Annotated in this window: 16 protein-coding genes; 13 read left to right on the forward strand and 3 right to left on the reverse strand. The window is 67.1% G+C overall.

The features are described 5' to 3' along the window. Positions 1 to 23 precede the first annotated feature (23 nt). Genes C8K14_RS08900 through C8K14_RS08935 form a run of 8 tightly spaced genes read left to right on the forward strand, consistent with a single transcriptional unit; the run spans position 24 to position 5,935 of the window. Positions 24 to 521 carry an Rrf2 family transcriptional regulator gene (locus C8K14_RS08900; protein ID WP_054131720.1) on the forward strand — a complete coding sequence of 166 codons (498 nt, stop codon included), beginning with the start codon at positions 24 to 26 and terminating at the stop codon, positions 519 to 521. Beyond that, a complete protein-coding gene (gene sufB, locus C8K14_RS08905; RefSeq protein WP_022676729.1) occupies positions 518 to 2,011 on the forward strand; it encodes a Fe-S cluster assembly protein SufB in 1,494 nt (497 codons plus the stop codon). Before C8K14_RS08900 ends, sufB begins: the two co-directional genes overlap by 4 nt. Further along, positions 2,008 to 2,400, forward strand: coding sequence for a hypothetical protein (locus C8K14_RS08910; protein WP_022676728.1), 393 nt, complete (start codon positions 2,008 to 2,010; stop codon positions 2,398 to 2,400). The genes sufB and C8K14_RS08910 overlap by 4 nt, the downstream gene beginning before the upstream one ends. Beyond that, positions 2,384 to 3,124, forward strand: coding sequence for a Fe-S cluster assembly ATPase SufC (gene sufC, locus C8K14_RS08915; RefSeq protein WP_107716412.1), 741 nt, complete (start codon positions 2,384 to 2,386; stop codon positions 3,122 to 3,124). Before C8K14_RS08910 ends, sufC begins: the two co-directional genes overlap by 17 nt. Then, on the forward strand, positions 3,121 to 3,858 hold the full coding sequence (locus C8K14_RS08920; RefSeq protein ID WP_107716413.1) for a SufD family Fe-S cluster assembly protein: 738 nt from the start codon (positions 3,121 to 3,123) through the stop codon (positions 3,856 to 3,858). The genes sufC and C8K14_RS08920 overlap by 4 nt, the downstream gene beginning before the upstream one ends. Then, entirely contained in the window at positions 3,855 to 5,075 is a 1,221-nt protein-coding gene (locus tag C8K14_RS08925) for a cysteine desulfurase (protein WP_107716414.1), read from the forward strand. The genes C8K14_RS08920 and C8K14_RS08925 overlap by 4 nt, the downstream gene beginning before the upstream one ends. Beyond that, a complete protein-coding gene (locus tag C8K14_RS08930; protein WP_022676725.1) occupies positions 5,072 to 5,569 on the forward strand; it encodes an SUF system Fe-S cluster assembly protein in 498 nt (165 codons plus the stop codon). Before C8K14_RS08925 ends, C8K14_RS08930 begins: the two co-directional genes overlap by 4 nt. A gap of 3 nt (positions 5,570 to 5,572) precedes the next feature. Beyond that, positions 5,573 to 5,935, forward strand: coding sequence for an iron-sulfur cluster assembly accessory protein (locus C8K14_RS08935; protein WP_062783399.1), 363 nt, complete (start codon positions 5,573 to 5,575; stop codon positions 5,933 to 5,935). A gap of 16 nt (positions 5,936 to 5,951) precedes the next feature. Here the strand turns inward: C8K14_RS08935 and queG are convergent, their stop codons facing one another. After that, the gene (gene queG / locus C8K14_RS08940) at positions 5,952 to 7,001 is read right to left on the reverse strand and encodes an epoxyqueuosine reductase (RefSeq protein WP_369974047.1); all 1,050 of its coding nucleotides are present in this window, start codon (positions 6,999 to 7,001) and stop codon (positions 5,952 to 5,954) included. A 61-nt stretch (positions 7,002 to 7,062) separates the two neighbouring features. Here queG and C8K14_RS08945 point away from each other — a divergent pair, with 61 nt between their 5' ends. From C8K14_RS08945 to C8K14_RS08960, 4 genes are all read left to right on the forward strand, one after another. Next, entirely contained in the window at positions 7,063 to 8,022 is a 960-nt protein-coding gene (locus tag C8K14_RS08945; RefSeq protein WP_107716525.1) for an ABC transporter ATP-binding protein, read from the forward strand. After that, a complete protein-coding gene (locus tag C8K14_RS08950; protein WP_107716415.1) occupies positions 8,019 to 9,311 on the forward strand; it encodes an ABC transporter permease in 1,293 nt (430 codons plus the stop codon). Before C8K14_RS08945 ends, C8K14_RS08950 begins: the two co-directional genes overlap by 4 nt. Before the next feature lie 99 nt (positions 9,312 to 9,410). Further along, positions 9,411 to 9,932 carry a peptide-methionine (R)-S-oxide reductase MsrB gene (msrB, locus tag C8K14_RS08955; RefSeq protein ID WP_022676720.1) on the forward strand — a complete coding sequence of 174 codons (522 nt, stop codon included), beginning with the start codon at positions 9,411 to 9,413 and terminating at the stop codon, positions 9,930 to 9,932. Between the two features lie 49 nt (positions 9,933 to 9,981). Then, positions 9,982 to 10,968, forward strand: a complete 987-nt coding sequence (locus tag C8K14_RS08960; protein WP_107716416.1) for an esterase-like activity of phytase family protein — start codon at positions 9,982 to 9,984, stop codon at positions 10,966 to 10,968. Positions 10,969 to 11,064: 96 nt separating this feature from the next. Here C8K14_RS08960 and rpmB read toward each other — a convergent pair whose 3' ends face one another. After that, positions 11,065 to 11,355: a 50S ribosomal protein L28 gene (gene rpmB / locus C8K14_RS08965; protein ID WP_022676718.1), complete on the reverse strand. Its 291-nt coding sequence runs from the start codon at positions 11,353 to 11,355 to the stop codon at positions 11,065 to 11,067. A gap of 132 nt (positions 11,356 to 11,487) precedes the next feature. On the opposite strand from rpmB, the gene C8K14_RS08970 reads away from it, so the two are divergent. Further along, positions 11,488 to 11,946, forward strand: coding sequence for a nucleoside deaminase (locus C8K14_RS08970; RefSeq protein ID WP_022676717.1), 459 nt, complete (start codon positions 11,488 to 11,490; stop codon positions 11,944 to 11,946). Here the strand turns inward: C8K14_RS08970 and C8K14_RS08975 are convergent, their stop codons facing one another. Continuing rightward, the gene (locus C8K14_RS08975) at positions 11,947 to 13,281 is read right to left on the reverse strand and encodes a family 1 glycosylhydrolase (RefSeq protein ID WP_107716417.1); all 1,335 of its coding nucleotides are present in this window, start codon (positions 13,279 to 13,281) and stop codon (positions 11,947 to 11,949) included.

Raw genomic sequence — 13,281 nt, forward strand, 5'->3', positions numbered from 1 at the left:
ACCCACGGTTGCGAGCAGGTGCGATGCGATTGTCGAGCATGGCTGACTATGCCGTTGTCATGATGTGCGCTGCCGCGCGCCATTGCGGCTGCCACGCGGCCGATCGCCCCCTGCTCTCGGCCCAGCAGCTCGCTGCCGAAACCGGCTTGCCCGCGCCCACCGTGCAGAAGCTGGTCAGCAAGATGTCGGCCGCCGGCCTGCTGAAATCGGTGCGCGGCGCGCGCGGCGGGCTCAAGCTGGCGCGCCCGGCCGCGGCGATCAGCCTGGCCGATGTGATCGAGGCGGTCGAAGGGCCGATTGCCATGGCCGCGTGCAGCGGGCATGGGCGCGGCGATTGCACGCTGGAAGGCGCCTGCATGGTGCGCCCGCACTGGCCGGCGGTGGATGCCGCGCTGCGCGCCGCGCTTTCAAGCGTGTCGCTGGTGCAGCTTGCCCGCCCGGCCCAAACCGGCCATCTGGCCACCCCTGCGGCGGCCATGATGCCTGCCGCATCCCCCATTCCTGCCGAGTTGCCCGCATGACCGAAGAAACCCTGAACGACACGCCGGTTAAGGACCAGGCCGCGCGCGACGCGGCCGCCCGCGTGGCGGAATACGAGCACGGCTGGGCTTCGGACATCGAGCAGGAATATGGCCCCAAGGGCCTGTCGGAAGACACCGTGCGCTTCATCTCGGCCAAGAAGGACGAGCCGGAGTGGATGCTGGAATGGCGGCTCAAGGCCTATCGCCACTGGCTGACCATGCCGATGCCCGACTGGGCCAAGCTGAACATTCCGCCGATCGATTACCAGGACGCCTATTACTGGGCCGCGCCCAAGAAGAAGGATGGCCCCAAGTCCCTGGACGAGGTCGATCCCGAAATCCTGCGCGTTTATGAAAAGCTGGGCATTCCCCTGGCCGAGCAGGAAGTGCTCGCTGGCGTGGAAGGCGCGCGCAAGATCGCCGTGGACGCGGTGTTCGACAGCGTCTCGGTGGCCACCACGTTTCGCAAGGAACTGGAAGCGGCCGGCGTCATCTTCCGCTCGATCAGCGAGGCGATCCGCGAGTTTCCCGATCTGGTGCGCCGCTGGCTGGGCAAGGTCGTGCCGATGCACGACAACTACTTTGCTGCGCTCAACTGCGCGGTCTTTTCCGATGGCACTTTCGTCTACATTCCCGAAGGCGTGCGCTGCCCGATGGAGCTGTCGACCTATTTCCGCATCAATGCGGAAAACACTGGCCAGTTCGAACGCACCCTGATCGTGGCCGACAAGGGCGCCTATGTCTCGTACCTGGAAGGCTGCACCGCGCCGCAGCGTGACGAGAACCAGCTCCATGCCGCGGTGGTCGAACTCGTCGCGCTCGACGATGCCGAGATCAAGTATTCCACGGTGCAGAACTGGTATCCCGGCGACGCGCAAGGCAAGGGTGGCATCTACAACTTCGTGACCAAGCGCGCGCTGTGCCAGGGCGCCCGGTCCAAGGTGTCGTGGACCCAGGTGGAAACCGGCTCGGCCGTCACGTGGAAGTATCCCAGCTGCGTGCTGAACGGTGAGGATTCGGTCGGCGAATTCTATTCCGTCGCCGTCACCAACAACTACCAGCAGGCCGATACCGGCACCAAGATGATCCACAACGGCAAGCGCAGCCGCTCGACCATCGTGTCCAAGGGGATCAGCGCGGGCAAGTCCAACAACACCTATCGCGGGTTGGTGCGCGTGGCGCCGCAGGCCGAGGGCGTGCGCAACTTCACCCAGTGCGACAGCCTGCTGCTGGGGGCGGAATGCGGCGCGCACACCGTGCCCTATATCGAGGTGAAGAACCCTTCGGCGACGATCGAGCACGAGGCGACGACCAGCAAGATCAGCGATGACCAGCTGTTCTACGCGATGCAGCGCGGGCTGGACCAGGAACAGGCCGTGGCGCTGATCGTCAACGGCTTTGCCAAGGAAGTCCTGCAGCAGCTGCCGATGGAATTTGCCGTGGAAGCGCAAAAGCTTCTGGGCATCAGCCTGGAAGGCAGCGTGGGATGAGCGCGCTCTTGATCATGGCGCTGGCCACGGTCACCGCGCCTGACAGCGCCCCGGCGCTGGCGGCGGTGCAGAAGTGCGACAAGCAGGCCATGCGCGCCATGGCCACGGGCGAGCCGCACCGCCGCACCGAATTTGCCGCCGCCGTCTATGCCGAGCAGCGCGCGATCGCGCAGGAACGCGCCGCGCTGCTCGATGCGCAGATCGCTGGCACGCCCAGCCCCAGCGGCGCGGCCACGGCGGCCACTGCCCTTGGCCAGATCGACGCCCGGCAGAAGGAGCTGGACGACGTGAAAGCCATCGAAAAATCGTGGCGCGACCTGTTCGACGAGGTTCGCGCCGACTTCCTAGCCAATTGCTCGAGCGGAAAACGCAATGCTGACGATAAGTGACCTCTCCAACGAAATCGCCGGCAAGGCCATTCTCAAGGGGCTTTCGCTCACCATCAAGGCGGGCGAGATCCACGCGATCATGGGCCCCAATGGTGCGGGCAAATCGACGCTGGCCTATACCCTGGGCGGCCGCCCCGGCTATGACGTGACCGGCGGCAGCGTGGATTTCGCGGGCCAGGATCTGCTCGCCATGGACCCGCACGAGCGGGCGGCGGCCGGGCTGTTCCTGGGCTTCCAGTATCCGGTGGAAATCCCCGGCGTGTCCAACGTGCAGTTCCTGCGCGAGGCGCTCAATGCGCAGCGCAAGCAGCGTGGGGAAGAGCCGCTCTCGGGCGGCGCCTTCCTCAAGCTGGCGCGCGAAAAGGCCGACCTGCTGCGCATGGATATGGACATGCTCAAGCGCCCGGTAAACGTGGGCTTTTCCGGCGGCGAGAAGAAGCGCGCCGAGATGGTCCAGATGGGCATTCTCGACCCCAGGCTGGCGATCCTGGATGAAACCGATTCGGGCCTGGACATCGATGCGCTGCGCATCTGCGGCGAAGGCATCAACGCGATCATGCGCAAGCCCGACAAGGCGGTGCTGCTGATCACGCACTACCAGCGCCTGCTCGATTACGTGAAGCCCGATTTCGTCCACGTCCTCGCCGGCGGCCGCATCGTCCGCTCGGGTGGGGCCGAACTCGCGCTGGAACTGGAACAGCACGGTTACGAGGCGGTGGCGTGACCACCGCCACGCTTGTCCCAACCCGGGCGGACGAGGCGTTCCGCTATGCCGATCTGGCCGCGCTTGCCACGCTGTGGCCGCTGCCCGCGCAGGCAGTGGACGTGGCGGCGGGCGCCAGCGGCAGCCTGTCGGTGGTCCTGGCCGGCCGCGCGCCCGAGGCGCGCGATCTGGTGATCACCCTGGGCGAGGGCGCACAATACGATCTGCGCCTGCTCAATGCCGGCAGCGCCTATGGCCGCATCGCGGTGAAAGTGCGCCTGGCCAAGGGCGCGCGGTTCCACCTGGGCGCGGCGCAGCTGGGCGGCGGCAACCAGACGGTCGAAATCGTTACAGAGGTGGTCCACGCCGAGCCTGACGCCGTGTCGAGCCAGGTGGTCCGCTCCGTTCTGGCGGGCCAGGCGACCGGCACCTATCTCGGCCGCGTGGTGGTTGATCGCGGCGCGGTGGGCACCGATGGCGAACAGTCGATCCGCGCCATGCTGCTTGATCGCACCGCCACGGCCAATGCCCGGCCCGAACTGGAAATCTATGCCGACGACGTGAAGTGCGCGCATGGCTGCGCCGTGGGCGAACTGGATGCGCAGGGCCTGTTCTACCTGCAATCGCGCGGGCTGCCGCCGGCAGAGGCCAAGAAGCTGATGCTGCAGGCCTTCATCGCCGAAGCCTTTGTCGATGCGCCCGAAGAAGAGGTGCTGACGCAGGCCGCGCTCGCCGCGCTGGGAGGGTTGCTGTGACCACGCTTGCCGCCACCACGCTGACGCAGGCGTCCGATTGGCCGGGCCTCGCCAATCCTGACGGCACGCGCTGGCACTATCTCGATACCGGCGCCACCGCGCAAAAGCCGCAGGTGGTGATCGATGCGGTAACCCGCGCCATCGGCGTGGACTATGCCACGGTGCATCGCGGGGTCTATACCCGCTCGGCCGAGATGACGCTGGGCTTTGAAGCGGCGCGGCGCAAGGTGGCAGGCCTGCTCGGCGCGCACGAGGGCGAGATCGTGTTCACGCGCGGCGCGACCGAGGCGATCAACCTGGTGGCGCAGACCTGGGGCCTCGCTAATCTCAAGGCCGGGGACCGCGTGCTGCTCTCGATGCTGGAGCACCATTCCAACATCGTGCCCTGGCAATTGCTGGCGCAGCGCACTGGCATTGCCATCGACGTCTGCCCGCTGACCGCCGATGGCCAGATCGATCTTGACGCGGCCGAACGCATGCTGACCGGCGCGCACAAGCTGGTGGCGCTGGGCCATGTGTCCAACGTGCTGGGCAGCGTGCTCGATGTGCCACGCGCCGTGGCGCTGGCCCATGGCGTAGGCGCGAAGATCCTGATCGATGGCTGCCAGGCAGTGCCGCGCCTGAGCGTGGACGTGAAGGCGCTCGACGTCGATTTCTACGTCTTTTCCGGGCACAAGCTCTATGGGCCGACCGGCATCGGCGCGCTCTATGCCAAGGCCGAGCTGCTCGATGCCATGCCGCCGTGGCAGGGCGGCGGGGCGATGATCGATCGCGTGTCGTTTGCCGGCACTACCTTTGCCCCCGCGCCGCAGCGGTTCGAGGCGGGCACGCCTGCCATCGTCGAGGCGATTGGCCTGGGCGTGGCGGTGGATTTCGTCCAGGGACTGGGGCTTGCTGCCATCCATGCCCACGAAACCGCGCTGGTGCGCACCGCGCGCGAGGCGCTGCGCGAATTCAATGCCGTGCGCCTGTTCGGCCCGGATGATGCCGCCGGGATCGTCAGTTTCGTGATCGAGGGGGTGCATCCGCACGACCTTGGCACCATATTGGACGAAGAAGGCGTGGCAATCCGCGCCGGCCACCACTGCGCCCAGCCGCTGATGGAGCATCTGGGCGTGCCGGCCACGGCCCGCGCCAGCTTTGGCGTCTATAACGATGAAAGCGATGTCGCAGCGCTCGTGCGCGGCATTGCGCGAACCTTGAGGATCTTCGGATGAGCGCCGATACCCCCCGCTTCACGGTCGAGGAAGTCGATGCGGTGAACCCGCCGCGCCGGGCCCATGTGGACGATATTCCCGAGCCGGCGCCCGAAGCTGCCCCGGTTGAAACGGCCGGCGAGCGCAAGCGCGACTATCTGTCGGGCTTCCTGGCGGAAAAGCCGCAAGGGGTGAACCCGGGCGAGCCGGGCGGCGAGATCTATGAAGGCGTGGTGGCCGCGCTGCGCGACATCTTCGACCCGGAAATTCCGGTCAATATCTATGACCTGGGGCTGATCTATGGCGTCGACGTGGCCGAAGACGGACACGTGGCCGTGACCATGACGCTGACCACGCCGCATTGCCCGGTGGCCGAATCGATGCCCGGCGAAGTGGAACTGCGCGTGAGCGCGGTGCCCGGCGTGCGCGATGCCGAAGTGAACCTGGTGTGGGATCCGCCGTGGGACCCGCAGAAGATGAGCGATGATGCCAAGCTCGAACTCGGGATGCTCTAAGCCATGACCGATGCCCCCACCCGCACCCGCCAGCGCCCTGCGGCGGTCAATCTGACCCCGTCGGCACATGCGCGCATCGCCACCTTGATGGCCAGCGCGCCGGCCGATGCCATCGGCGTCAAGCTGTCCACCCCGCGCCGGGGCTGTTCGGGCCTCGCCTATTCGGTGGACTATGTGAACGCCGCCAATCCGATGGACGAGCGCATCGATACGCCCGGCGGCACCTTGTTCATCGATGGCGCCTCGGTGCTCTACCTGATCGGCAGCACGATGGATTGGGTGGAAGACGATTTCCAGGCCGGCTTCGTCTTTGCCAATCCCAACGCCAAGGGCACCTGCGGCTGCGGCGAAAGCTTCACGATCTGATCTAATCTAATCTAATCTAAGTCAGCCGCGCGAGGGCCCAGCGCGCGGCATCGGCCACGGCCGGATCGGGATCGTCCAATAGCGCGCGCACTGGCGCCACCAGTGCCGCGTCGCCGCTGTTGCCTGCGGCATAGAGGCAGTTGCGCACCATGCGATCGCGCCCGATCCGCTTGATCGGGGAGCCGGCAAAGACCTGGCGGAACGTGGCGTCATCCAGCGCCAGCAGTTCCGCGAGGCGCGGCGCCACCAGTTCGGCGCGGGGCAGGAACGCGCGGTTGTCGGCCGCGGCCTGGGCAAAGCGGTTCCACGGGCACACCGCCAGGCAATCATCACAGCCATAGATGCGGTTGCCCAGCGCGGCGCGATAGCGTTCGTCCACCGGCCCCTTGTGTTCGATGGTGAGATAGGAAATGCAGGCCCGCGCATCGAGCTGATAGGGCGCGGGAAAGGCCCCGGTGGGGCAGGCATCCTGGCAGGCGGTGCAACTGCCGCAGCGATCGGCGTGGGGTGCATCGGGCGTGAGGCGCAGCGTGGTATAGATCGCGCCCAGGAATAGCCATGAGCCGTGGCGGCGGCTGACCAGGTTGGTGTGCTTGCCCTGCCAGCCCAGCCCGGCGGCCTGGCCAAGCGGCTTTTCCATGACCGGCGCGGTATCGACGAAGACCTTCACCTCGGCACCCGGCTCGGTCGCCACCAGCCAGCGGGCCAGCGCCTTGAGTGCGCGCTTGATCACGTCGTGATAATCCACGCCCTGGGCATAGACGGAAATCCGGCCGCGATCGGGCACATCGGCCAGGGCCAGCGGATCGTGCGCGGGAGCATAGCTCATGCCCAGGGCGATCACGCTCTGCGCCTGCGGCCACAGCGATTGCGGCCCCTGGCGCTGTTCCTTGCGGGTCTCCATCCATTCCATGCTGCCATGGCGCCCATCGGCCAGCCACTGGTGCAGGTGCGCGCTGCGCTGCGGATCGTCTGTGGCCGGGGCAATGCCGCAAGTGGCAAAGCCCAGGCGCAGCGCCTCTTCGCGCAGGCGTTGTTCCAGGGGGGCGGGCGGGGTTTTAACCAAGTCTTCCGTCTCTTGCGTTCATGGGGCTATGTGGACCAATCAAAAGGGGCATGGCGTGGCGATGACGATTGGGCAAGACGGCGATTGGGCGATCGAGGCCCGCGGGCTGGTCAAGCGGTTCGATGGCTTCACCGCCGTGGACGGGGTGGACATCCGCGTGCCGCGCGGCGCGATCTATGGCATTCTTGGCCCCAACGGCGCGGGCAAGACCACCACGCTGCGCATGCTGCTGGGCATTATCGATCCCGATGCGGGCATGCGCCGGGTGCTAGGCCATGAACGCCCGACCGACGTGGCGCGGCGAATCGGCTATCTGCCCGAAGAGCGCGGGCTCTATCCGGCGATGAAAGCGACCGAGGCGATCGCGTTTCTGGCCGCGCTGCGCGGCGTGCCGCTCAAGACCGGGCGGGTACGGGCGCGCGAACTGCTCGAAGAGCATGGCCTGGGCTATGCCGCCGATCGCCAGATCCGCCAGCTGTCCAAGGGCATGGCGCAGCAGGTGCAGTTGCTCGGCACGCTGGTGCATCAACCTGAGCTGGTGGTGTTCGATGAACCGTTCTCGGGGCTCGACGCGCTCAACCAGGGCAAGCTGGAAAAGATGATCCGCGCCCTGGCGCAGGGCGGCACCACGGTGATCTTTTCCACCCATGTCATCGCCCATGCCGAACGCCTGTGCGACCAGGTGGCGATCATCGCGGGGGGCAAGGTGCCGTTTGCCGGGCTGGTCGACGATGCGCGCGACCGGTTGCGCCCGCAGGTGCGGCTGGAAACCCGCGCGCGCGATGGCGCCTGGCGCGCGGCGCTGCCGGCCGATGCGCGGGGCGAGGGCGCCTTCTGGCATTTCACCCTGCCCGAAAGCGGGGTTGAACCCCTGTTGCGCGCCCTGATCGAAGGGGATGCGGGCATTCTTTCGCTGTCGATCGAGCGGCCCGGCCTGCACGACGCCTTCGTGGCCATCGCCGGCGAGGCGGCGGCGCGCGCGCTGGAAGAAAACGCATCCGGCCAGGAGAAAGCGGCATGATCCCTGAAAAACTGCGCGCCGCCTGGGTGATTGCCCGCCGCGATTTCGTTGCGGTGATCTTTTCCAAGAGCTTTGTCTTCTTCCTGCTCGGGCCGCTGTTTCCGATCATCGTGGGCGGCATGGCCGGCGCGATCGGCGCCAAGGTGCAGCGCGATCTGGACAACCCGCAGATCGGCATTGCCCTGCCGGCAGACGAGGCGGCGCGGATGATGGCGGCGCATCGCGCCCTGGCCGATGCCATGCCCGGCGATGTGCCCGATTTCGTCGTGCTCGATGCGCCATGGGGTGGGCGCACCTATGATGCGCGTGCCGCGCTTGCCGGCAGCCATCGCGCCGGCACTGCCGAGCATGACCGGCCAGTGGGCCAGCTGGCCGCCGTGGTGTCGGGCAGTCTCGCCCACCCGGTCTTGACTGCCACGCCCGAGCGGGCGCGGATGTGGCAGGGCATGATCGCGCTGTTTGCCGCCCATGCGCAAAGCGTGGCGCCGGCCGCCCTGCCACCCGTGGCGGTGGACGAGGTGGCCAGTAGCGTCGCCTCGGTGCAGACCGGCCAGGTCAGCACCGCGCAGGCGGGGCAAGTGGCGCTGTTCCTGCTCACCATGCTGCTGGCGGGCATGGTGCTGTCCAACCTGGTGGAGGAAAAGGCCAACAAGATCATCGAGGTCTTGGCTGCCTCAATCCCGATGGACGCCCTGTTCCTGGGCAAGCTCTTTGCCATGCTGGGCGTCAGCCTGGTGGGCATGGCGGTGTGGGGCGCGGCCTGGGGCGGGCTGATGGTCATGGGCATGAAATCGCTGCCGCTGCTGGCCGCGCCGGCGGTGGGCTGGCCGGTGTTCATCCTGCTGGGCTTCCTCTATTTCGCCATGGCCTATCTGCTGCTGGGTTCGCTGTTCCTGTCGATCGGCGGCATGGCCACCACCGTGCGCGAGGTGCAGACGCTGTCGATGCCGGTCACCATGCTGCAGCTGATGGTGTTCTTCTTTGCCAGCTATGCCCTGGCGCGGCCGGGCAGCTGGGTGGATTGGGCGGCGCGGGTGTTTCCGCTGTCCTCGCCCTTTGCCATGCTGGCGCGCGCCGCGCGCGATCCGGTGATTTGGCCGCACCTGCTGGCGCTGGGCTGGCAGGCATTGTGCGTGATGCTGATCGTGCGCACCGGCGCACAGCTGTTCCGCCGCACCGTGATGAAGTCTGGCCCGGCCAGGGGGCGCAAGGTGCGCAAGGGCGGGCTGCTTGGCTTGCTGAAGCCTGACCGCACCGCTCAGGATCGGTTCAGCCAGGGTGAAGCATAACGATCAGGTCTCGCGGGCAGGTTGCCATCATGGCACGCCCCCCCGCCCTGCCCGCGAGGCCATCTTGCCCCGGCTGCCTGCCAGCCCGACAAGGCGTTCATGGTGATGACGAACGGCTCAGCCCCCCCTTCCGCCCATCCGTCGCGCCGCCGCCTGTTGGGCTGGCTGGGCGCCGGGCTTGCCTTGCCCATGGCCAGCGCCTGCCGCGCCCGCCCGGCTGCCCCCAAGGAAGTCTTTCCGGTGCAGCACAGCGAGGCGGAATGGCGCCGCCTGCTCACCCCCGAACAGTTCTTCATCCTGCGTGAGGCGGGCACTGAGCGTCCGTTCAGCTCACCCCTGCTGAACGAGCATCGCAAGGGCACTTTTGCCTGCGCGGCTGATCGCCAGCTGCTGTTTTCCTCAACCACCAAGTTTGACAGCGGCACGGGCTGGCCCAGCTTCTGGAAACCTTTGCCCAATGCCGTGGGCCTGCGCAGCGACAGCTCGTTCGGCATGGACCGCACCGAGGTCTATTGCCGCCGCTGTGGCGGACATCTCGGCCATGTCTTCGACGATGGCCCGCCGCCCACGGGCAAGCGCTATTGCATGAACGGCAAGGGCATGATTTTCCTGCCGGCCTGAGCGCCGCAGGGCTTTCCCGCCCCGGCCATCCGTGCCAAGGCCGCAGGCGATGCGCCGTATCGCCCTTTTCCTGCTCGTGCTGGCCCTGGTGCCCACGATCTATGTGCGCCAGCAGTTTCCCCCGCCCAATCCCGACGACCGGGTATTCTATCACGATCTGCTGCCCGGCCTGCGCGCCGGTGGCGCACCGCCGCGCTATGGCGCCCTGACGCTGGTGGGGGCGTGGCAACTGACAAGCCCCGATCGCGAATTCGGCAATTTTTCGGCACTGGCGGTGCGCAACACGCATGATCTGCTGGCGGTGAGCGATCGTAATGCGGTGATGGTGTTCACCCGGCCCGATCAGCCGCTGTCCTGGCGCACGTGGCAGCGCGAAACCATTCATCCGGCATGGTCAGGCCAGGAAATCGACACCGACAGCGAATCGGTCTCGGTCGATCCGCGCAATGGCCAGGTGCTGATCGGCTATGAAGGAGCGGGCGCGTTTCACCTGTTCAGCCCGGATTTCAGCCGCGATCGCTCGATCGCCGCGCCCGTGCTGCTGGAATGGCCCAACAACCAGGGGCCAGAGGCGATGCGCCAGCTGGCCGACGGGCGCACCGTGGTGATCGGCGAAGTCTTTGCCCACTGGTGGTCGCGCCGCCGCTATCCTGGCCTGATCTGGCCAGGGCTGCCGCGTGCCGGCCAGGCGCCGGCGCGGTTCGAGCTGGTCATGCCCGAAGGCTATCGCCCGGTGGAGCTTGCCCAGGCGCCCGATGGCCGCCTGCTGGTGCTGGGGCGCAAGTTCACGCTGGGCGGGTTTCGCACCGTGGTCACCATGATCGACGATCCGGCGGCGATTCGCCCCGGCGCGCAGGTGGAGCCGCACCCGATCGCCTGGATCGCCGATCCGCGCATCCGCGACAACTATGAAGGCATGGTCGCCACGGCCGAGGCCGATGGCAGCACCGCGATCTGGCTGATTTCCGACAGCAACGAGATGGTCTGGCTGCAACGCACGCTGCTGCTCAAACTGCGGCTGGCGCGCGGCGTCTGATCGGTTAGGCGCACAGCGTGCGCGGCGACGGCAGGCAACAAAAAAGGCCGGGGGAGAACCCCGGCCTCTTTGTAGGCATCAGCGTGCCGCAGCCGTTCAGGCGGCGGTGGCGACAGCCTTGACCAGTTCACGCTTGACCTTGAGGGCGCGCGTGCTGAGCTTGGTGTTGTCCTGCTTGAGCAGCCAGTTGTCGAGACCGCCGTTGTGCTCCACCGAGCGCAGGCCGTGCGTCGAGACGCGGAACTTGAAGCTGCGATCGAGCTTCTCCGACATCAGGGTGACGTTCTGCAGGTTGGGGAGGAACACGCGCTTGGTCTTGTTGTTGGCGTGGCTCACGTTGTGACCGATCTGGCGGCCCTTACCGGTCAGTTCGCAAATGCGCGACATGGCTAAAAACTCGCTTCGTGTTCTGATGATCTATCTGGAAGGTGGCGCCATGATCGAATCAACCGGGGAAGTCAAGGATTCGCTTGCCCGAATGCCTTGCTGCCTGCCGATTCTGTGTTACCGGCAGGAAAGATGACCCGCTGGCCCCTGCCCGAACCGATGAAACTGGCGCTGCAACAGGCGCATGACGCCGCTGCTGCGGGCGAAGTGCCGATCGGCGCGGTGATTGTCAAGGGTGGGCAGGTGATTGCCGCCGCGCACAACCGGCCGCGTGGGCTGTGCGATCCCACCGCCCATGCCGAAGTGCTGGCGATTCGCGCCGCGGCGGCTGCCCTGGGCCAGGAACGGCTGGAGGGCTGCGACCTGTGGGTCACGCTGGAACCCTGCCCGATGTGTGCCGGGGCGATTGCCCACGCCCGGCTGGCGCGGGTCTATTACGCCGCGCCCGATCCCAAGGGCGGCGCGGTGGAACACGGTGGGCGCCTGTTCGACCAGCCCACCTGCCTCCACCGCCCCGAAGTCTATGCCGGCCTGGGCGAGGCGGAAAGCGCCGCGCTGCTGCGCGACTTCTTCCGCGCCCGCCGGGGGTGATCAGACCCGGTTGGCGCGGGCGATCGCGCCCAGCACGGCGGCACTGGGCTTGGCCGTGCGGGCAAAGGTGACCGGGTCATAGCTGGCCAGGCCGAACCTGGGCTTGTAGCCAAACACCCATTCGAAATTGTCGATCAGGCTCCAGTGGCAATAGCCCAGCACCGGCACGCCATCGTCGATCGCGGCCTTCAAGTGGGTGAGCGCGGCCGGGATGAAGGCGGCGCGGATGGTATCGTCATCGGTGCCCACGCCATGTTCCGATACCAGGATCGGCACGCCGGTGGCTTGGTGGGCATAGCGGACCGCACCGGCCAGGGACGGCGCCCAGACTTCGCTGCCTGACCAGTTGCGCACCGCGTCGGCCGGCTCGGGCAGGCGGCCCTGCGGCCCCCACAGCGCGCGTTCATAGTTCTGCACGCCCAGGAAATCGTCGGCCTTGGCCACGTCGAGCCATGTGCCATACATCTCTTGGCGCTTGGCATCGCGCAGCGAGCCCTTGCCCCCCGAGTCTTTGCCCACCGCCTGATCGTCCATCATCGCCAGCGAAAGCCCCACCGGCAGGCGCGGCGCGGCAGCCTTGATCGCCGCCTTGCCCGCCTTGTGCGCGGCCAGCAGGCCAGCCTGCAGATCGGGCAGATCGGCCAGGCCGGCCACATTGGCGCAGAGGAAGCGCGGCACGCCCAGCCGCTTGGCCGCGGTTTCCAGCGTCAGCTTCTGGATCGCCCACAGTTCTGGCGGCACATTGGCATTTTGCAGCAGCAACAGGATATTGGGTTCGTTGAAAGTGATCGCGGCATGAATGCGATCGCCAAAGTGGCGGGTGGCCTTGTCGGCAAAGCGGGCAAACAGCGCGGCGCTTTCCGGGTTGGCCCAGCCGCCCTGCGCGGAAAACCAGCGCGGCGCGGTAAAGTGGCTGAACGTGACGACCGGCGCCAGGCCACGGGCGCGGCAGCCATCGATCACGCGGGCATAGTGATCGAGCATCGCCTGCGAAAACAGGCCCTTTTCCGGCTCGATCCGCGCCCATTCGATGCCAAAGCGATAGGTGTTGAGGCCGATCGCCTTGGCCAGGTCAAGATCCTGTTCCCACAGCAGGAAACTGTTGGCGGCATCGCCCGATGGCGCGGCAAAGACCGTGGGCTGCTGGTTTTCCAGAAACCACAGGTCGCTGCTGGTATTGTTCCCTTCGATCTGGTGCGGCGCAGTGGATGCGCCCCACAGGAAGCCCTGGGGAAACTGCGACGAAACGGCGGCCTTGGCGGCCTTGGCCAGGGCGGGCGTGGCACTCGCGGCCAGCGCGGCGCCGGCCGCGAGCATGGTACGGCGATCGAGCAT

Origin of the sequence: Novosphingobium sp. GV079 (assembly GCF_003058045.1) — a bacterium.
Taxonomy (GTDB): domain Bacteria; phylum Pseudomonadota; class Alphaproteobacteria; order Sphingomonadales; family Sphingomonadaceae; genus Novosphingobium; species Novosphingobium capsulatum.

Excerpts from the sequence above, each read along its gene's own strand:
- C8K14_RS08900 (WP_054131720.1), top strand. The coding sequence starts at position 24 with ATGCGATTGTCGAGCATGGCTGACTATGCCGTTGTCATGATGTGCGCT.
- sufB (WP_022676729.1), top strand. The coding sequence starts at position 518 with ATGACCGAAGAAACCCTGAACGACACGCCGGTTAAGGACCAGGCCGCG.
- C8K14_RS08910 (WP_022676728.1), top strand. The coding sequence starts at position 2,008 with ATGAGCGCGCTCTTGATCATGGCGCTGGCCACGGTCACCGCGCCTGAC.
- sufC (WP_107716412.1), top strand. The coding sequence starts at position 2,384 with ATGCTGACGATAAGTGACCTCTCCAACGAAATCGCCGGCAAGGCCATT.
- C8K14_RS08930 (WP_022676725.1), top strand. The coding sequence starts at position 5,072 with ATGAGCGCCGATACCCCCCGCTTCACGGTCGAGGAAGTCGATGCGGTG.
- C8K14_RS08935 (WP_062783399.1), top strand. The coding sequence starts at position 5,573 with ATGACCGATGCCCCCACCCGCACCCGCCAGCGCCCTGCGGCGGTCAAT.
- C8K14_RS08945 (WP_107716525.1), top strand. The coding sequence starts at position 7,063 with ATGACGATTGGGCAAGACGGCGATTGGGCGATCGAGGCCCGCGGGCTG.
- C8K14_RS08950 (WP_107716415.1), top strand. The coding sequence starts at position 8,019 with ATGATCCCTGAAAAACTGCGCGCCGCCTGGGTGATTGCCCGCCGCGAT.
- msrB (WP_022676720.1), top strand. The coding sequence starts at position 9,411 with ATGGTGATGACGAACGGCTCAGCCCCCCCTTCCGCCCATCCGTCGCGC.
- C8K14_RS08960 (WP_107716416.1), top strand. The coding sequence starts at position 9,982 with ATGCGCCGTATCGCCCTTTTCCTGCTCGTGCTGGCCCTGGTGCCCACG.
- rpmB (WP_022676718.1), bottom strand. The coding sequence starts at position 11,355 with ATGTCGCGCATTTGCGAACTGACCGGTAAGGGCCGCCAGATCGGTCAC.
- C8K14_RS08970 (WP_022676717.1), top strand. The coding sequence starts at position 11,488 with ATGACCCGCTGGCCCCTGCCCGAACCGATGAAACTGGCGCTGCAACAG.
- C8K14_RS08975 (WP_107716417.1), bottom strand. The coding sequence starts at position 13,281 with ATGCTCGATCGCCGTACCATGCTCGCGGCCGGCGCCGCGCTGGCCGCG.